The organism is Streptomyces sp. NPDC052225 (assembly GCF_040679615.1).
Classification (GTDB): domain Bacteria; phylum Actinomycetota; class Actinomycetes; order Streptomycetales; family Streptomycetaceae; genus Streptomyces.
The window spans coordinates 183,811-199,953 of sequence record NZ_JBFAVD010000010.1 but is presented as its reverse complement, the minus strand read 5'-3'; the positions used below and the strand labels follow the sequence as shown (position 1 = coordinate 199,953).

Sequence of the window (16,143 nt, the reverse complement as noted above, 5' to 3'; positions counted from 1 at the left end):
CGGTCTGGGGCGGGAACGCGGCGGGTCCGTCGGGATGTCGTCGGCGGTGCCGACGGCGTCAACGGGACAGGCTCTCCAGCGGCTGCTGGGCCGAGGCGGTGGCCTCCCGCTCGTCCGCGGTCGGGGACAGTGCGACGAACGCCGAGGTCAGGAAGAGGTAGGAGCCGAGTCCTACGGCGAGCGGGAAGATGAACTGCATCGCCGTCGCGCCGGGCAACGTCACCGGCGAGGGCGTCACCTTCACGCTGACCGCGATCATTCCGGTGTAGTGCATGCTGCTGACGGCGCCGCCCATGACGAGGGAGGCGACGGCGACGGCCGCCGGCGACTTAATGTTGAGCCCGGCCCACAGAGCGGCGGTCGCCGCGACGACGGCGATCACCACGGACAGGGCGACGAGTACGGGGTCGTAGCGGACGTGGCCGTGCAGGCGCAGGGCGGCCATGCCCAGGTAGTGCATGCTGGCGACCCCGAGGCCGGTGGTGAGCCCGCCGAGGGCGAGCGCGCGACCGCGGTCGCGGCTGTAGCCGACGGCGAACACGCCGGTGCCGACGACGGCCACCGCGACGACCAGACTGAGGATGGTCAGCGGCACGTTGTAGCGGATCTCGGTCCCCGTCACGCTGAAGCCGAGCATCGCGACGAAGTGCATCGTCCAGATGCCCGTACCGATGGCGGAGGCCGCGGTGATGAGCCAGTTGCGGCGGGCCCGTCCCGTGGCGGACAGGGCGCGCACGGTGCAGCGCAGGCCGAGCGCGGCTCCGATGCAGGCCATCACGTACGACAGCACGGGGGTAAGCCAGCCGAAGGTGGCGTGGTCCAGGTGTCCCATGGCTCAGGGACGCTAGTCGCGGTGGGGGCGCGCAATGGGGGCGCATTTCGAAAGCTGTTGGAATATGACAGAGATACACGTCTGAACGATCGCGTCAGGGTCGAACGTGTGCACCGCACGCGCATGCGATGCTTTCGGTTCCGATGGGGACCTTTCGACCAGACGTCCCCCACTCGGGTGGCGCCGCCGGTCGGCGCGCTGCGCAATCATGGAGCGCATGAGCGATGACGCCACGCGTGTGCAGGAGTTCTTCACGGCTCGCGCCGACGACTGGGACGCCCGCTTCCCCGACGACGGCCCGGCCTACGCCACGGCGGTGGACGCCCTGGGGCTCCTTCCCGGCAGCCGCGTGCTGGACGCGGGGTGCGGCACGGGCCGGGCACTGCCCGCACTGAGGGCGGCCGTGGGACCTTCGGGCGTGGTGCTCGGCGCCGATCTGACCCCGGCGATGCTGACGGCGGCGGTACGGGCGGGCCGGGACCGCGACGGGCAGTTGCTGCTCGCCGACGTGGCCCGACTGCCGCTGCGTACAGGGGTGTTGGACGCGGTGTTCGGCGCGGGCCTCATCTCTCACCTGCCGCGACCGGCGGAGAACCTCGCCGAATTGGCGCGCGTCGTGCGCCCGGGCGGCCTGCTGGCCCTCTTCCACCCGATCGGCCGCGCGGCCCTCGCGGCGCGCCACGGGCGCCGGCTCACCCCGGACGACCTGCGGGCCGAGCACAATCTGCGCCCGCTGCTCGCCGGTGCGGGCTGGCGCGTGACGTCGTACGTGGACGAGGACGAGCGCTTCCTGGCGCTGGCGCGGCGCGAGAGCTGAGCCGCCCCGGCCGGTCGCCTGCCGGGCCGCGCCGCTAGGCGGCGACGGCGGCCACGAAGGCGTCCGGGTTGTCGAACATGACGTTGTGCCCCGCGTCGGGCACCTCGATGACGCGCACACCCGCGGCCACCAGGCCGTCCTTTCCGGCGAGTTCACCGCTGCGGGCTCCTTGGAGGTACATCCGCTCGATCGTCAGACCCTCCAGCATGCGCCGCATCGTGGGCTCGGTGCCGCGCACCAGCGCGGTCGCGCTGCGGTGCAGGGCGAGGGGATCGGCGAGCCGCATGGTCGCCGCCCACAGCGGGCCCACCTTCTCGAGCACGCGCGCGTGGCCGCCACCGGAGACGTACGCGGCTTCTTCGTAGGACGCGATTCCGCTGCTGCCCGCATGGATGTCCGGATGCGGATCGAGGTTCCCCTCCGTGACGACGAGGCGTGAGACGAGGTCGCCCCGGCGGTGTGCGAGCACGATCGCCACGGCGCCGCCCATGCTGTGCCCGACGATCTCCGCTCCGCCCACCCCCGCCGCGTCCAGCACCGCGGCCAGCGCGTCGGCGTGGCTCTCCAGGCGGTAGTCGAAGTCGGCGGGACGGTCGCTGATGCCGTGGCCCGGCAGGTCCACGAACAGCGTGCGCCGACCGGCCAGTTCGGGCCGAGCGGCTATGTGCGCGTGGTACACCGTCGAGGCCGAGCCGAGGCCATGGACGTAGACCCGGGCCGGTCCGTCGCCTGCCGTCTCGGTCCAGCGGATGCAGTTTCCCCGCACGTCGAACGGCGTCTCCCGCATGGCGTCCTCCTTGTTGACTTTCCGGGCGGGCCCGGACAGGGCCTCGGCGCGACAATACATCGTCACCGTAGTACTACGTCAACGATGTACAACGAGAACGTCGTCATACGCCACAATGGCGCCATGCTCGAACTCGCCATCCTCGGCTTCCTCTACGGCACCCCTCTGCACGGCTATGAGCTGCGCAAGCGCATCACCGCACTCACCGGACACGTCCGGCCCGTCGCCGAGAGCACCCTGTATCCGGCGATCAAGCGCCTGGAGAAGGCAGGCCTGCTCGCGCGCCAGACTCAGCCCGGCACCGTGGCGGCACCGCGGCACGTCCTGAGCCTCACCGCCGAGGGACGCGCGGAGCTGCGCCACAGGCTGCGGGAGCCCGCCCGGTCCGACATCACCGACGAGAACCGCTGGTTCACCGTGCTGGCCTTCCTGCGGCACCTGGAGGACCCCGAGGAGCAGGCCGACGTCCTGCGACGCCGGCTCGACTTCCTGGAGGAGCCGGCGAGCTTCTTCTACGAGGGCGAACGACCGCTGCGGGCCGAGGAGTTGGACGACCCGTTCCGGCGGGGCATCCTCACCATCGCGCGGGCCACCAGCCGGGCCGAGCTCACCTGGCTGCGCGCCACCCTCAAGGACCTGGAGCCGGAGGGCTGTTGAGCCACTCCGATCCGGGGTCGCGGCGGCCCTCTTCTGTCACCATTGGTTCAACTCCACGGCACATGAGGCACGTTGGGGGAACAAGGGCGTCGCGGGGACGACGACTACGGGTGGCCGACAGGGGGACGGTGGCGCATGTTCGACAGAGTCCGTAAGTCATGGAACACCTGGCGCAAGAAGGTCGCAGGGCGCGAGGAGCGGCTGCGCGAAGGGGAACGTTCCGCACACGAGGCGCCGCGTCCGGCCGGCGAGCGGCGGGCGCACAACCTCTTCGAGGCGGCGGCCACGTACGTGGCCGCGTGCGTGGAGGACGATCAGGAGCGCATCGACGAGGCCGCGGGCTGGGTGGAGCCGAGCGCCCTCGTGTTCGGGGTCAACGAGTTGGCGTGCCGGGCGCTCATCGCCCTCGCGCGCGAGCGGGACGAGCCCCCGCGCGTGGTCGCACGCCGGCTGCTGGGCCTGCCCGCCGCCTGACGGACGCGCGCACAAAGTGGGCACGGGATGTCGACAACCCCTCCACGTGCGACGCCGACCGGCTGCGGGACGCCGAGTTTTCCTGGTCATCGCCCCTGTACGACATCGTCAGTGACTGACTAAGGTCACGCCGACGGAACGAAGCTCAGGGGAGGCTGGCATGGCCGGGACGGACGACGACGTCGCCGCCGGGGACGACGCGCTGTACGTACTGACGGCGGTGCTGCTGACCCCCGCCAAGTTCCCCAGCGTGCTCGGCGACGACTATCCGGAGGCCTGCTCCGCCCTGGGGCTCGCGCCGCTCGCGGACGGGTACGGCCTGGTGCTCGGGCAGGACGCGCAGGGCGCGCGCTGGACCGTGGTCGTCGACGACGTGTCGCTGGTCGCCGTGGCGATCGCCTCCTGGGACTGCGGCATGGAGTACGACCTGTCCCCGGACGAGAGCAGCATGGTCGCCGCACTCCCGGGCTGGCCGCTCGCCCTCGCCGTCTCCGCGCCGGGCGTGCCGGCACCGCACGACCCGGAGCCGGATGCCGAGACGGACGACGTGCCGCCGCTGAGCCCGCCCGACACGGAGACGTGGGGGCCGGCCCAACGACGCCTGGGAGCGGACGAGATAGCCCTCCAGTGGGCAGCGTGGCGCGATCAGATCGACGACTCCCAGTTCGCCGACGGGCGGCCGGACGGCGACGCGAGCACCGAGGGGGACGAGGACGGCGAGGCCGGTCAGGACGAGGGGGCGGCGCGCAGTCCCCGTACGCGCATCCGGCGCGTCCTGAGCGAAGCGCGCGCCTACGTGGACACTCCCCCGCCGCTGGGCCGCGTGCGCTCCGCCTTCGCCTCGGGCGACGCCCGCACGCTGCGGGCCGACGGCCCGGGATGGTCGATGGTGGCGCGGACGGACGACATCGCCTTCATCCTGCTCGACGACGAACCGGGCGAGGTGCTTCCGGTCGGCCGCGGCGCCGAACTGCCGAGCCTCCTGGAAGCGCTCGACAAGATGGCCGTGCGTCCGGCCTGAACCTCGGTGCGGACCTCGTGAGTCGACCCGGTGTCACCGGCCGATCTCCTTGCGCGTGACCCGGCGCAGCCTGCGCCGCTGGGAGGGGTCGAGCGTCAGGTAGGCCGCGGTGGGCACGCCCAGCACGATGAGCAGGGCCGCCCACCACGGCAGCCAGATCAGCAGGATGATCCCGGCAGCCACGCCTCCCGCGGCGATCTTCGCGTTCCTCGACATGTGTGTGGCCTCCTTTGGGGCGGCTCGCCCTCGGCTGAGTGGAGCGGGCCCGCCTCTTCAGTGAGAAACGGGCTCGTGACGTCCACGGTTCCGGCACGCGACCCTGAGAAGTCCCTGAGATCGCGTGCCCGCGCACGTCAGATGTCGGCCCGCAGCGGCTCCCCCACTTCATACATGTGCCGCAGGGCCTGGCGGTAGGAGTCGACGAGCCCGGTCTCCACGAAGGGGATGCCGAGATCGCGGCAGTGGGCCTTCACCAGGGACTGTGCGAGCCGGAGGTGGGGGCGGGGCATGCTCGGGAACAGGTGGTGCTCGATCTGGTAGTTGAGGCCGCCGAGGAACCAGTCGGTCAGTACGCCGCCCTTGATGTTGCGCGAGGTGAGGACCTGGCGCCGCAGGTGGCCCCACTTGTCGCCGTCGGGGTCGGGCATCTCCATGCCCTTGTGGTTGGGCGCGAACGCCATGCCCAGGTGCAACCCGAACAGAGCCTGGTGGAGCGCGGCGAACACGAGGGCGTGCGACAGCGGCATGGTGAGCAGCAACAAAGCGACGTAGCCGGCCACGTGGGCGACCAGGAAGGCGCCCTCCACCAGGCGCTCGCGCCCGGACTGGCGGCGCAGGTCCTGGAATCCGTAGACCTTGAGGGCGAGGCCTTCGAGCAGGGTGAGAGGGAAGAACAGCCATGCCTGATGGCGGGTGAGCCAGCCGCGGAAGCCGACGCGGGTGGCGGCCTGCTCACTGGTGAAGACGAGGACGTCGGCGGCGACGTCGGGGTCCTTCTCGATGTGGTTCGGGTTGGCGTGGTGACGGCTGTGTTTGTCGTTCCACCACGCGCAACTCATCCCGAGGAGCAGGTTGCCGTGGATCAGGCCGATGAGGCGGCTGACGGAGCGGTTGGCGGTGATCTGCGCGTGGCCCGCGTCGTGACCGATGAACGCCGTACGTGCGCACAGGACGGCGAGGACCGGGGCGAGGGCCAGCACCCACCAGGAGCCGCCGATGAGCGCCATTCCCGTGACGACCCCCGCCAGGCAGAGACCGTGGACCACGATGGTGCGCACGTACCAGCCGGTGCGCCGGCCGAGCAGCCCCTGTCCCTTGACCGCACGCAGCAGCGGCGTGAACTCGCTGCCCGCTTCGGGCGGGAGCCGCCGCGCGGAGGCGGCTTCGACGTGGTCCGGTGCGGCTCCGACGGCCAAGGACATGGCGGATCTCCGGTCTGTGGAGGGCGAGATGGGGGCGCGGACCGCACACCGGCCCGTCCTCGAAAAACCTACGGATCACGGCCCTTGATCAGCCATGGCGCCACCACCCGAGCACCCCAGGGGGTAACCCCGCCGCCGGAGGGGGGCTAGCTGCACCCTTAAGGGTCAGGTGACCCGGATCACTACCAGGAGTCGCCCGGCAGGCGGCTCGGGCGGTGTACCCTCGGCGCCTCCAGGGCGAGTAGTCAAATTTGATGAATACGAGGACGACGCCATCTCCGAGTACACGCACCCCGCACCCACCCCCTCCGAGACGACCGAACTCTCCCGCTGCTGCGCCGTCTTCGTGCCCGGCGACCCGGCGCGCACCTCCACCGTCGCCTTCTGGCGGCCCGACGAGGACGAGCCGCCCCTGCCCGCGGCCGGCACCCGCGTCCAGCTGCCCCTGGCACTGCCCGGCGATGGCGGCGTGGAACTGGTGACGGTGCCCGCCGTCACGCTGCCCGTGCGGTCCGCGCTGCCGGTGCTCACCCGCGCGCGCGGCGCGGAGCAGGCCGACGCCACGACGGCCTTCTGGGGCACGGCCGCGCTGCTCGCCCTCCAACTCGCCGCGCGCGGGCTCCTGTTGCCCGGTGTCAGCGACGGCGACCACGACGCCTGGCGGGCCGGGCCGCTGCGCCCCGAGGACGTCGAACGGGTGCGGGAGCTGGCCGCCGCGATGCCGCCCGAGGCGCACGCCGTGCCGCTGGACGGCCATGAGCCGCCGCGACTGCACACCCCGGAGCGGTTGGTGCGGGCCTTCCTGGACGCGGTGGCCGACTCCCTGCCCCGCTCGCCGGCCGCGACGCTCGCCGCGGGCTCTGAGGCCTTCGCGGCCGGGGCGCCGCGGCAGGTGCCCGAACTGCGCCCGTGGGCGGCCGATGTGGCCGCCGGGCACGACGCGGGAGTGCGCATCTCACTGCGCGTCGAGGTGCCCGGGCTCGCGCAGGTCACGGAGGACGAGACCCGGCTCCCCTTCCGCGCGGTGCTGCAAATGCACAGCGTCAGCGACCCCGCCCTGGTCGCGGACGCGGCCGAGGTGTGGGCCGGCTCCGGCGCCTCCGGCAGGGCCTTCGGGTCGCGGGCCCGGATGGACGCGCTGCTGGCGCTGCGGCGCGCGGCGCGGGCCTGGACGCCGCTGACGCCCTTGCTGTCGGCCACGGTCCCGGACGCGGTCGAGCTCGCCGACGAGGAGATCACCGATCTGCTCGGGGAGGGCGCACGGGCGCTGTCCGCGGCCGGTGTCGAGGTGCACTGGCCGCGGGAACTGGCCCGGAAGTTCACGGCACGCGCGGTGATCGGCCCGCCCGACCACGAGGGCCCCGACAAGCTCGCGTCCGACGCCCCGTCGTTCCTGTCCGCGGACGCGCTGCTGGCGTTCGACTGGCGGTTCGCCCTCGGCGAGCAGGAGTTGAGCCGCGCGGAGCTGGAGCAGCTCGCCGAGGCCAGCCGCCCGGTGGTGCGGCTGCGCGACCAGTGGGTCCTCGTCGATCCGGCCGAGGCCCGGCGCGCCCGTACCCACCAGGACCGCAAGGTGACCCCGGTCGACGCGCTGAGCGCCGTTCTGACAGGCTCCACGGAGGTGGACGGCCGCCGGGTCGAGGTGCGTCCCACGGGCTGGCTGGCGGAGCTCAGGGACCGCCTCGCGGACCCCGAGGGCATGGACCCCGTCGGGCAGCCGGACGCGCTCGCCGCCGATCTGCGCGATTACCAGCTGCGCGGCCTGAACTGGCTGGCCCGGATGACGTCCCTGGGCCTCGGCGCCTGCCTCGCCGACGACATGGGCCTCGGCAAGACCATCACGCTGATCGCGCTGCATCTGCACCGGCAGGAGACGCCGCAGACCGCGGGGCCCACGCTCGTGGTGTGCCCGACGTCCCTCATGGGCAACTGGCAGCGCGAGATCGAGAAGTTCGCCCCGGGCACCCCCGTGCGCCGCTTCCACGGCGGCCGCCGCTCCCTGGAGGACGTGGCCGACGGCGAGTTCGTGCTGACGACGTACGGCACGATGCGCCTGGACGCGCCCCAACTCACCTCCGTGACCTGGGGGATGGTGGTCACCGACGAGGCGCAGCACGTGAAGAACCCGTACTCGGCGACGGCCAAGGAACTGCGGACCATCGGCGCCCGCGCACGCGTGGCCCTCACCGGCACCCCCGTGGAGAACAACCTCTCCGAGCTCTGGGCGATCCTCGACTGGACCACACCGGGGCTGCTCGGCAAGCTCGGCACGTTCCGCACGCGCTACGCCCAGGCCGTCGAGGGCGGCAAGGACCCGGCCGCGGCGCAGCGGCTCGCCAAGCTGGTGGGGCCCTTCCTGCTGCGCCGCCGCAAGTCGGACCCGGGCATCGCGCCCGAGCTGCCGCCCAAGACCGAGACCGACCGCGCGGTGTCGCTCACCAAGGAGCAGACAGGGCTCTACGAAGCCGTGGTGCGCGAGACGTTGGCGGAGATCGCCGGGGCGGACGGGTTCGAGCGCCGCGGCCTGATCGTCAAGCTCCTGACCGCCCTCAAGCAGATCTGCAACCACCCGGCGCAGTACTTGAAGGAGGACAAGCCGCGCATCGCCGGCCGCTCCGGAAAGCTGGAGCTGCTCGACGAACTCCTGGACACGATCCTGGCGGAGGACGCGAGCGTCCTGGTCTTCACGCAGTACGTCCAGATGGCGCGCCTGGTGGAGAGCCACCTGGCGGCCCGAGGCATCGCGACGCAGTTCCTCCACGGAGGTACACCGGTCCCGAAGCGCGAAGCCATGGTGCAGCGCTTCCAGGACGGGGAGGTGCCGGTCTTCCTGCTCTCCTTGAAGGCGGCGGGCACCGGCCTCAACCTCACGCGCGCCGAGCACGTCGTGCACTACGACCGCTGGTGGAACCCGGCCGTGGAGGCGCAGGCCACCGACCGCGCGTACCGCATCGGACAGACCCGCCCCGTCCAGGTGCACCGGCTGATCGCGGAGGGCACGATCGAGGACCGCATCGCCGAGATGCTGCTGCGCAAAAGGGAGTTGGCCGACGCGGTCCTCGGCTCGGGCGAGGCCGCGCTGACCGAACTGACCGATGCCGAACTGGCCGATCTGGTCGAGCTGCGAGGGGGCGCCCGATGAGCGACATGTACAGCGACATGGGCAGTGACATGGACGGCGAAGCGGAACGCGACATGGATGCGGAACGCGACATGTATGACGAGCACGGGAGCGAGGAGCATACGGACGAGCACGCCGCGCAGGAGCGTACGTTCGCGGCGCTGCCCCCCGCACACGGGCGCGGCTTCGCGCAGACCTGGTGGGGGCAGGCCTGGCTGAAGGCTCTGGAGGACACCGCCCTGGAGCTGTCCCAGCTCAAGGCCGGGCGCAGGCTCGCGCGCGCGGGTGCGGTGGGCGCGGTGTCCGTGCGCCCGGGGCGGATCACCGCCGTGGTCGAGGACCGAGGCGTCCCGCACCGCTCGGACGTCCTGCTGCACCGGCTCGGCGAGGAGGACTGGGACCGGTTCCTGGGGATGGCCGTGGAGCGGGCGGGGCACATCGCGGCGCTGCTCGACCGCGACATGCCGCCGCACCTGGTGGAGGACGCCGCCGCGGCCGGCGTCGAACTCCTGCCGGGCATCGGCGACTTGGAGCCGCGCTGCGACTGCGACGCGTGGGACCACTGCGCGCACACGGCGGCCCTGAGTTATCAGCTGGCCCGACTGCTCGACCAGGATCCGTTCGTGCTGCTCCTGCTGCGCGGACGCGGTGAGCACGCCCTGCTCGACGAGCTTCAGGTGCGCAGCGCCGCCCGCGCGGAGCCGGTCGCCGCGCCACCGCGGGAGGCCGAGGGCGTGGACGCGGCGGAGGCGTACGCGTCGGCCCTCGTGCTGCCGCCGCTGCCGGGCCCGCCCGAGCTGCCCGCGGAGCCCGGTCTGCCGCCGTCCCTGGACACGGAGACACCGGCCCCCGCGGGCACGGACGCCGCGGCGCTCGAGTTCCTGGCCGCTCAGGCTGCCGTCGAGGCGCACGGCCTGCTCGCGGAGGCGCTGAGCGCGGATCACGGCCGGCGCGCTCCCCGGCCGGAGTTGGCGGTCGGGCAGGACGCCGTACGGCTGGCCGCGGCCGGCCCGCAGCGGCACATCGCCGCGCGGCTCGCCGAGGGTTCGGGCCGGGACACCGAGGGTCTGGCGCTCGCCGTGCGCGCCTGGGAGCACGGCGGGGCGGTCGCGCTCGCCGTCCTGGAGGAGGAGTGGACGCCCGACGCGCAGGCGGCGGCACGCGCGCGTGCCGCCCTGGCAGCGGCCTGGGACGACGACGAGCGCCCCGCCTTCAAAGCCGCCCGTGGCCGCTGGACCGTCTCCGGCTCACCCGCCCAGCTGCGCCTGGGCCGGGACGGCCGCTGGTGGCCGTACCGCAAGGAACGGGGCCGCTGGGCCCCGGCAGGACCGGCCGCATCGGACCCTGCGTCCGCGCTCGCCACGGCGCTGCGGACCGGCGAGGAGTAGGCCCGCGTGATCACTGCCGCGCGACCGGCATGGAGTAGTCCGACGGGACGAACGGCGCGCGGCGGGCGATCGTGGGTGGACCTCCCCTCAACCAGGGAGGCCTTCAGCCGGGGGGCGACCAGAAGGCGCAGGCTCATGGCGACTTTGTGCAGACCCGCTGTCTCCGTGCCGGAACATGTGATCACCATGGAGGAGACGCTCGATCTCGCACGCGCGCACCATGCCGACCACCCGCAACTCCCGCTCGCCCTGCGACTGATCGAGAACACGGGCGTGCGGACACGGCACATGGTGCAGCCCATCGAGGAGACCCTGAAGCACCCGGGTTTCGCGGAGCGCAACGCGCTCTACGAAGCGGAGGCCAAGGCCAGGGTGCCTGCCGTGGTGCGGCGCGCGCTCGACGACGCGGGCCTGCGGACGACCGACATCGACGTGATCATCTACGTGTCGTGCACCGGCTTCATGATGCCGTCGCTGACCGCGTGGCTGATCAACGCGATGGACTTCTCCAGCGACACCCGCCAGCTTCCGATAGCCCAGCTGGGCTGTGCCGCGGGCGGCGCGGCGGTGAACCGGGCGCACGACTTCTGCACCGCCTACCCGGAGGCGAACGCTCTGATCGTGGCCTGCGAGTTCTGCTCGCTGTGCTACCAGCCCACCGACCTGGGCGTCGGCTCGCTCCTGTCGAACGGCCTCTTCGGCGACGGCGTCGCCGCGGCGGTGGTCCGCGGGCGGGGCGGCACGGGCATCACCCTGGAGCGCAACGGCTCGTACCTGATCCCGAAGACCGAGGACTGGATCGCGTACGACGTCCGCGCCACCGGGTTCCACTTCATGCTCGACAAGCGGGTGCCGACCACGATGGAGCCCCTCGCGCCGGCCCTTCAGGCGCTGGCAGGGCACCACGGCTGGAACGCTTCCGAGCTGGACTTCTACATCATTCATGCGGGCGGTCCGCGCATCCTGGACGACCTGAGCAAGTTCCTCCAAGTCCCGCCGGACGCCTTCCGGTTCAGCAGGGCCACGCTCACCGAGTACGGCAACATCGCCAGCGCCGTCGTCCTCGACGCGCTGCGCCGGCTGTTCGACGAGGGCGGGGCGCAGGACTCCGCGCGGGGTCTCCTCGCCGGGTTCGGTCCCGGCATCACCGCCGAGATGGCACTGGGCCGGTGGAGCCGTCCGGACGACCGCTCAGGGCTCGCGGAGGCCACCGTATGACGGAGGACACCACCACGAGGCCGCCGGTCCGCCAGTGGCCCGCCCTGGACCTTCACGGGGTCGACTTCGACCCGGTCCTCGCCCGGCTGATGGACGAGGGGCCCGTGACCCGGATCCAGCTGCCGAACGGTGAGGGCTGGGCCTGGCTGGTGACGCGCTACGACGACGTGCGCGCGGTGACCAACGACTCCCGCTTCAGCCGCGAGGCCGTCGTGGGCCGGCATGTCACGCGTCTGGCGCCGCACTTCATCCCGCAGGCGGGCGCCGTCGGCTTCGCCGATCCGCCGGACCACACGCGGCTGCGCCGCTCGGTCGCGGCGGCGTTCACCGCGCGCGGTGTGGAGCGGCTGCGGGCCGGAGCCCAGGATCTCCTCGACGGCCTGGTCACCGGCATCCTGCGCGAAGGGCCGCCGGCCGACCTCACCGAGCGCCTCCTCGTGCCCTTCCCGATCGCCGTGATCTGCGAACTGATGGGGGTGCCCGCGGACGACCGGCAGCTGATGCACACCTGGACGCAGCTGATCCTGTCCTCCGCGCACGGCGCCGAGGTCAGCGAGCGCGCCAAGAACGAGATGTCGGCGTACTTCGCGGACCTGATCCGCGCTCGCGACGACGGATCGGGCGAGGACGTGGCCTCCTTGCTGGGCACGTCGGTCGGCGCAGGCGAGCTCACCAAGGACGAGGCGGTCGGCCTCGCGGTGCTCGTCCAGATCGGCGGCGAAGCCGTGACGAACAACTGCGGCAACATGGTCTACCTCCTGCTGACCCGCCCGGACCTCGCCGACCGGCTGCGCGCCGAGCCGGCCCTGCGCCCGCAGGCCATCGACGAGCTGTTGCGCTACATCCCGCACCGCAGCGCGGTCGGCCTGTCCCGTATCGCCCTGGAGGACGTCGACGTCGCGGGGGTGCGGATCAGCGAGGGCGATCCCGTGTACGTGTCCTACCTTGCGGCCAACCGGGACCCCGACGTGTTCCCCGACCCCGACCGCATCGACTTCGACCGCTCCCCGAACCCGCACGTCTCCTTCGGCTTCGGCCCGCACTACTGCGTGGGCGGCATGCTGGCGCGGCTCGAGTCGGAGCTCCTGGTGGGCGCCCTGCTCGACCGCTTCACCGATCTGCGTCTCGCGGTGCCCGCCGATCAGGTCCCGTTCCGCAAGGGCGCCTTGATCCGCGGCCCCGAGGCCATGCCGGTCACCTGGTCGGCGTCCGGATGACCGCGCTGACACCTTCGGAAGGGCTCCTGGTGCCGCCGGGACACGGCCGCACGGTCCACACGGCGGCCCAACAGGTCACCTTCAAGGTCACCGGCGACCACTCGCGCATCGCGTCGAGCTTCGAGGTCGTGGTGCCCCCGGGCTTCGACGTGGGCGCCCATGTGCACACACGAAGCGAGGAGTTGTTCTACGTCCTTGAAGGCGAGCTCGACGTGCTGGCCTTCGAGCCGCGCGTGCGCACGGCGGACAACTGGCAGCGCTGGCAGTCGCTTTCGGGCAACAGGGTCGTACGGGCGACTCCGGGGACGGTGATCGTGGTGCCTCCTGGCTGCCCGCACGCGTTCGCCAACCCGACGAAGGCCCCGGCGAAGATGTTCTTCCAGGCCTCTCCCCCGCCGGACCACGAGCGGTACTTCGAGGAGCTCCTGGAGATCCTCTCCGCGGACGGGCCCCCGGACCACGCGGCCATCGAGGAACTCCGCTCCCGCTACGACATCGAGCAGCTGACGCCGCTGCGCCACGGCACGCCGTGACGCAGCGGCCGGCCGGCTAGCGGATCGGCATCCCGGAGAGAGTGCGGGCGATGACCAGCCGCTGGATCTCGCTCGTGCCCTCGAAGATCGTGTAGATCGCCGCGTCGCGGTGCATGCGCTCCACCGGGTACTCCCGCGTGAAGCCGTTGCCCCCGAGGATCTGGATCGCCTGTGCGGTGACCTTCTTGGCGGTCTCGCTCGCGAACAGCTTGGACATGGAGCCCTCGGCGTTCTCGAACTTCTTGCCCGTCGTCGCCATCCAGGAGGCGCGCCACACCAGAAGACGCGCGGCGTCGATCTGGGTGCGCATGTCGGCCAGCTGGAAGGCGACGCCCTGGTTGTCGATGATCGGGCGGCCGAACTGCTCCCGCGTCTTGGCGTACTCCAGCGCCTCTTCGTAGGCGGCGCGGGCGGTGCCCACGGCCATGGCGCCGACCGCCGGACGCGACGCCTCGAAGGTGGCCATGGCGGCGTTCTTCACGCGCTCGCCGCCCTTGGCGGCCTTCTCACGCGCGCGGGCGAGCCGCTCGTCGAGCTTGTCCTTGCCGCCGAGCAGGCAGGAGCCGGGGACCCGGACGTTCTCCAGGACGACCTCGGCGGTGTGCGAGGCGCGGATGCCGTGCTTCTTGAACTTCTGCCCCTGGGTCAGGCCCGGGGTGTTCGGCGGCACGATGAAGGAGGCGTGCCCCTTCGAGCCGAGTTCCGGGTCGATGGAGGCGACGACGACGTGGACGTTGGCGATGCCGCCGTTCGTCGCCCACGTCTTGGTGCCGTTGAGGACCCACTCGTCCTTGGCCTCGTCGTACACGGCACGTGTGCGCATGGCGGCGACGTCGGACCCGGCGTCCGGCTCGGAGGAGCAGAAGGCGGCCACCTTCACGTCGTTCACGTCGCCGTACATCTGCGGGATCCAGGTCCCTATCTGCTCCTCGGTGCCGTTGGCGAGGACGCCGACCGCGGCGAGGCCCGTGCCGACGATCGACAGCGCGATGCCCGCGTCACCCCAGAACAGCTCCTCCATGGCCATCGGAATACCGAGACCGGTCGGGTCGAAGAACTGCTGCGCATAGAAGTCGAGGGAGTAGATTCCGAGCTTGGCCGCTTCCTGGATGACCGGCCAGGGGGTCTCCTCGCGCTCGTCCCACTCGGCGGCCGCGGGGCGGATCACATCGGCGGCAAATCCGTGAAGCCAGTCACGGACTTCCTTCTGCTCGTCGTTGAGATCCATGGTGAACTCGGCCATAACCCCTCCAGGGCTGCGTGCACTGCATATGTTACTTGCGGTAACGAGAGTCTGTTACTGGCCAGTAGGCGATGTCAACCTCCGAGTACGCGTTCGATACCGCCCGGCCATCGGGTGTTACCTTTCGCGTGCGTCAAGCAATCGCACGGGCGGGGAGACCTCATGGAGACCACACAGCGGACCGAGCAGCGCGCGGATCAGCAGTCCGCCGCCGAGCGCCGGCGGCGTGAGCTGCTCGAGGCCGCGGACCGCGTGGTGCTCCGGGACGGCCCGGGTGCGTCGATGAACGCGATCGCGGCCGAGGCCGGGATCACCAAGCCGATCCTCTACCGGCACTTCGGCGACAAGGGCGGCCTGTACGCGGCCCTCGCCACGCGCCACACGGACGCGCTGCTCGCTTCCCTGCGGGCCGCTCTCGACGCGCCCGCCGAGCGGCGTGAGCGCGTGGAGGCCACGCTGGACACCTACCTCGCGGCGATCGAAGCCAGGCCGCAGGTCTACCGGTTCCTGATGCATCCGGCGGAGGGCTCCCCCGGCGACTCCGGGTTCGACGTCGGCCGGCACTCCGCTCCGCTGCTGCGGCGCATGGGCGAGGACCTGGCCGAGGTCATCGAGGAGCGTGTGGACCTCGGGCCCGCGAGCCAGCAGCTCGCGCGCGTGTGGGGCCACGGGATCGTCGGGATGATGCACGCCGCGGGCGACTGGTGGCTCGGCGACCGGCCGTGCACGCGCGCCGAGTTGGTGCGGGGACTCGCCGACCTCCTGTGGGGGCGGCTCGCCGCGGCCGGCGACAAGGCCGGCGGCCCGGCGTTCTGAGACGCGCGGCTACCGCTCCGCCCACGGCGCCCGCGCCGCCTGACGCAGCACCCGGCGCCGGCGCCACCCCGTGACCCGGTCCGTGTACGTACGCCCCTCCACGTGGTCGCACTCGTGCTGGAGGCAGCGCGCGAACCATCCCGTGCCGTGGACGACCACGGATTCGCCGTGCAGGTCCTGCCCCTCCACGCGCGCGTGGTCGAAGCGCGGTGTGCCCGCCTCCAGGCCCGGCAGCGACAGACAGCCCTCGGGACCGCGGATCACGGCGCCGTCCGCCTCCACGAGACGCGGGTTGACGACGTGCCCGACGTGCCGCACATCGTCGTCGTCCTCGCAGTCGTAGACGAAGACCCGCAGCGCCTCGCCCACCTGGTTGGCCGCGAGGCCGACGCCCTGAGCCGCGTACATCGTGGCGAACATGTCCTCGACCAGCCGCGCGAGCGCAGGGCCGAAGTCCGTGACGTCCGCGCACGGTTGGTGGAGCACGGGGTCGCCGAGCAGGGTCAGGGGTCGTACGCGCCCTGAGGCGCCCGGGATCGAGCCGTGTCGCATGGCCGTAAGGGTACGGTCCGGTGAGCACCCCGATTCGCAGGTGGTG

16 protein-coding genes are annotated in these 16,143 nt (G+C 72.1%); 10 read left to right on the top strand and 6 right to left on the bottom strand.

Annotated features, from left to right (window positions below; all coding sequences use genetic code 11):
* Window positions 1–58: 58 nt before the first annotated feature.
* On the bottom strand, window positions 59–832 hold the full coding sequence (locus tag AB0L37_RS17715) for an MHYT domain-containing protein (protein ID WP_365505542.1): 774 nt from the start codon (window positions 830–832) through the stop codon (window positions 59–61).
* Between the two features lie 217 nt (window positions 833–1,049).
* Here AB0L37_RS17715 and AB0L37_RS17710 point away from each other — a divergent pair, with 217 nt between their 5' ends.
* The gene (locus tag AB0L37_RS17710; RefSeq protein ID WP_365505539.1) at window positions 1,050–1,649 is read left to right on the top strand and encodes a methyltransferase domain-containing protein; all 600 of its coding nucleotides are present in this window, start codon (window positions 1,050–1,052) and stop codon (window positions 1,647–1,649) included.
* Window positions 1,650–1,683: 34 nt separating this feature from the next.
* Here AB0L37_RS17710 and AB0L37_RS17705 read toward each other — a convergent pair whose 3' ends face one another.
* On the bottom strand, window positions 1,684–2,436 hold the full coding sequence (locus AB0L37_RS17705; protein ID WP_365505536.1) for an alpha/beta hydrolase: 753 nt from the start codon (window positions 2,434–2,436) through the stop codon (window positions 1,684–1,686).
* 123 nt (window positions 2,437–2,559) lie between these two features.
* Between AB0L37_RS17705 and AB0L37_RS17700 the strand changes: the two genes are divergently transcribed.
* From AB0L37_RS17700 to AB0L37_RS17690, 3 genes are all read left to right on the top strand, one after another.
* Window positions 2,560–3,093: a PadR family transcriptional regulator gene (locus AB0L37_RS17700; RefSeq protein ID WP_365505668.1), complete on the top strand. Its 534-nt coding sequence runs from the start codon at window positions 2,560–2,562 to the stop codon at window positions 3,091–3,093.
* A gap of 135 nt (window positions 3,094–3,228) precedes the next feature.
* Entirely contained in the window at window positions 3,229–3,567 is a 339-nt protein-coding gene (locus tag AB0L37_RS17695) for a hypothetical protein (protein WP_365505533.1), read from the top strand.
* A gap of 160 nt (window positions 3,568–3,727) precedes the next feature.
* Window positions 3,728–4,588, top strand: a complete 861-nt coding sequence (locus AB0L37_RS17690; RefSeq protein WP_365505530.1) for a hypothetical protein — start codon at window positions 3,728–3,730, stop codon at window positions 4,586–4,588.
* A 33-nt stretch (window positions 4,589–4,621) separates the two neighbouring features.
* Here the strand turns inward: AB0L37_RS17690 and AB0L37_RS17685 are convergent, their stop codons facing one another.
* Entirely contained in the window at window positions 4,622–4,804 is a 183-nt protein-coding gene (locus AB0L37_RS17685) for a hypothetical protein (RefSeq protein ID WP_365505528.1), read from the bottom strand.
* Between the two features lie 137 nt (window positions 4,805–4,941).
* Window positions 4,942–6,009 (bottom strand): acyl-CoA desaturase, encoded by a 1,068-nt coding sequence (locus tag AB0L37_RS17680; protein ID WP_365505525.1) that lies wholly within the window; start codon window positions 6,007–6,009, stop codon window positions 4,942–4,944.
* 346 nt (window positions 6,010–6,355) lie between these two features.
* On the opposite strand from AB0L37_RS17680, the gene AB0L37_RS17675 reads away from it, so the two are divergent.
* From AB0L37_RS17675 to AB0L37_RS17655, 5 genes are all read left to right on the top strand, one after another.
* Window positions 6,356–9,151 carry a DEAD/DEAH box helicase gene (locus AB0L37_RS17675; protein WP_365505522.1) on the top strand — a complete coding sequence of 932 codons (2,796 nt, stop codon included), beginning with the start codon at window positions 6,356–6,358 and terminating at the stop codon, window positions 9,149–9,151.
* 71 nt (window positions 9,152–9,222) lie between these two features.
* A complete protein-coding gene (locus AB0L37_RS17670; RefSeq protein WP_365505665.1) occupies window positions 9,223–10,518 on the top strand; it encodes an SWF or SNF family helicase in 1,296 nt (431 codons plus the stop codon).
* A gap of 135 nt (window positions 10,519–10,653) precedes the next feature.
* Window positions 10,654–11,736 (top strand): type III polyketide synthase, encoded by a 1,083-nt coding sequence (locus AB0L37_RS17665; RefSeq protein WP_365505519.1) that lies wholly within the window; start codon window positions 10,654–10,656, stop codon window positions 11,734–11,736.
* Window positions 11,733–12,953: a cytochrome P450 gene (locus AB0L37_RS17660; protein ID WP_365505516.1), complete on the top strand. Its 1,221-nt coding sequence runs from the start codon at window positions 11,733–11,735 to the stop codon at window positions 12,951–12,953. The genes AB0L37_RS17665 and AB0L37_RS17660 overlap by 4 nt, the downstream gene beginning before the upstream one ends.
* Window positions 12,950–13,486, top strand: a complete 537-nt coding sequence (locus tag AB0L37_RS17655; RefSeq protein ID WP_365505513.1) for a cupin domain-containing protein — start codon at window positions 12,950–12,952, stop codon at window positions 13,484–13,486. Before AB0L37_RS17660 ends, AB0L37_RS17655 begins: the two co-directional genes overlap by 4 nt.
* 16 nt (window positions 13,487–13,502) lie before the next feature.
* On the opposite strand, the gene AB0L37_RS17650 is transcribed toward AB0L37_RS17655, so the two are convergent.
* Window positions 13,503–14,729, bottom strand: a complete 1,227-nt coding sequence (locus AB0L37_RS17650) for an acyl-CoA dehydrogenase family protein (RefSeq protein WP_365505510.1) — start codon at window positions 14,727–14,729, stop codon at window positions 13,503–13,505.
* A gap of 162 nt (window positions 14,730–14,891) precedes the next feature.
* On the opposite strand from AB0L37_RS17650, the gene AB0L37_RS17645 reads away from it, so the two are divergent.
* Window positions 14,892–15,545, top strand: a complete 654-nt coding sequence (locus AB0L37_RS17645; RefSeq protein WP_365505507.1) for a TetR family transcriptional regulator — start codon at window positions 14,892–14,894, stop codon at window positions 15,543–15,545.
* A 9-nt stretch (window positions 15,546–15,554) separates the two neighbouring features.
* Here the strand turns inward: AB0L37_RS17645 and def are convergent, their stop codons facing one another.
* Window positions 15,555–16,097, bottom strand: a complete 543-nt coding sequence (def, locus tag AB0L37_RS17640) for a peptide deformylase (RefSeq protein WP_365505504.1) — start codon at window positions 16,095–16,097, stop codon at window positions 15,555–15,557.
* Between the last annotated feature and the right edge of the window lie 46 nt (window positions 16,098–16,143).

Coding starts and splice junctions, on each gene's coding strand:
- AB0L37_RS17715 (WP_365505542.1), bottom strand. CDS start 832: ATGGGACACCTGGACCACGCCACCTTCGGCTGGCTTACCCCCGTGCTG.
- AB0L37_RS17710 (WP_365505539.1), top strand. CDS start 1,050: ATGAGCGATGACGCCACGCGTGTGCAGGAGTTCTTCACGGCTCGCGCC.
- AB0L37_RS17705 (WP_365505536.1), bottom strand. CDS start 2,436: ATGCGGGAGACGCCGTTCGACGTGCGGGGAAACTGCATCCGCTGGACC.
- AB0L37_RS17700 (WP_365505668.1), top strand. CDS start 2,560: ATGCTCGAACTCGCCATCCTCGGCTTCCTCTACGGCACCCCTCTGCAC.
- AB0L37_RS17695 (WP_365505533.1), top strand. CDS start 3,229: ATGTTCGACAGAGTCCGTAAGTCATGGAACACCTGGCGCAAGAAGGTC.
- AB0L37_RS17690 (WP_365505530.1), top strand. CDS start 3,728: ATGGCCGGGACGGACGACGACGTCGCCGCCGGGGACGACGCGCTGTAC.
- AB0L37_RS17685 (WP_365505528.1), bottom strand. CDS start 4,804: ATGTCGAGGAACGCGAAGATCGCCGCGGGAGGCGTGGCTGCCGGGATC.
- AB0L37_RS17680 (WP_365505525.1), bottom strand. CDS start 6,009: ATGTCCTTGGCCGTCGGAGCCGCACCGGACCACGTCGAAGCCGCCTCC.
- AB0L37_RS17670 (WP_365505665.1), top strand. CDS start 9,223: ATGTATGACGAGCACGGGAGCGAGGAGCATACGGACGAGCACGCCGCG.
- AB0L37_RS17665 (WP_365505519.1), top strand. CDS start 10,654: ATGGCGACTTTGTGCAGACCCGCTGTCTCCGTGCCGGAACATGTGATC.
- AB0L37_RS17660 (WP_365505516.1), top strand. CDS start 11,733: ATGACGGAGGACACCACCACGAGGCCGCCGGTCCGCCAGTGGCCCGCC.
- AB0L37_RS17655 (WP_365505513.1), top strand. CDS start 12,950: ATGACCGCGCTGACACCTTCGGAAGGGCTCCTGGTGCCGCCGGGACAC.
- AB0L37_RS17650 (WP_365505510.1), bottom strand. CDS start 14,729: ATGGCCGAGTTCACCATGGATCTCAACGACGAGCAGAAGGAAGTCCGT.
- AB0L37_RS17645 (WP_365505507.1), top strand. CDS start 14,892: ATGGAGACCACACAGCGGACCGAGCAGCGCGCGGATCAGCAGTCCGCC.
- def (WP_365505504.1), bottom strand. CDS start 16,097: ATGCGACACGGCTCGATCCCGGGCGCCTCAGGGCGCGTACGACCCCTG.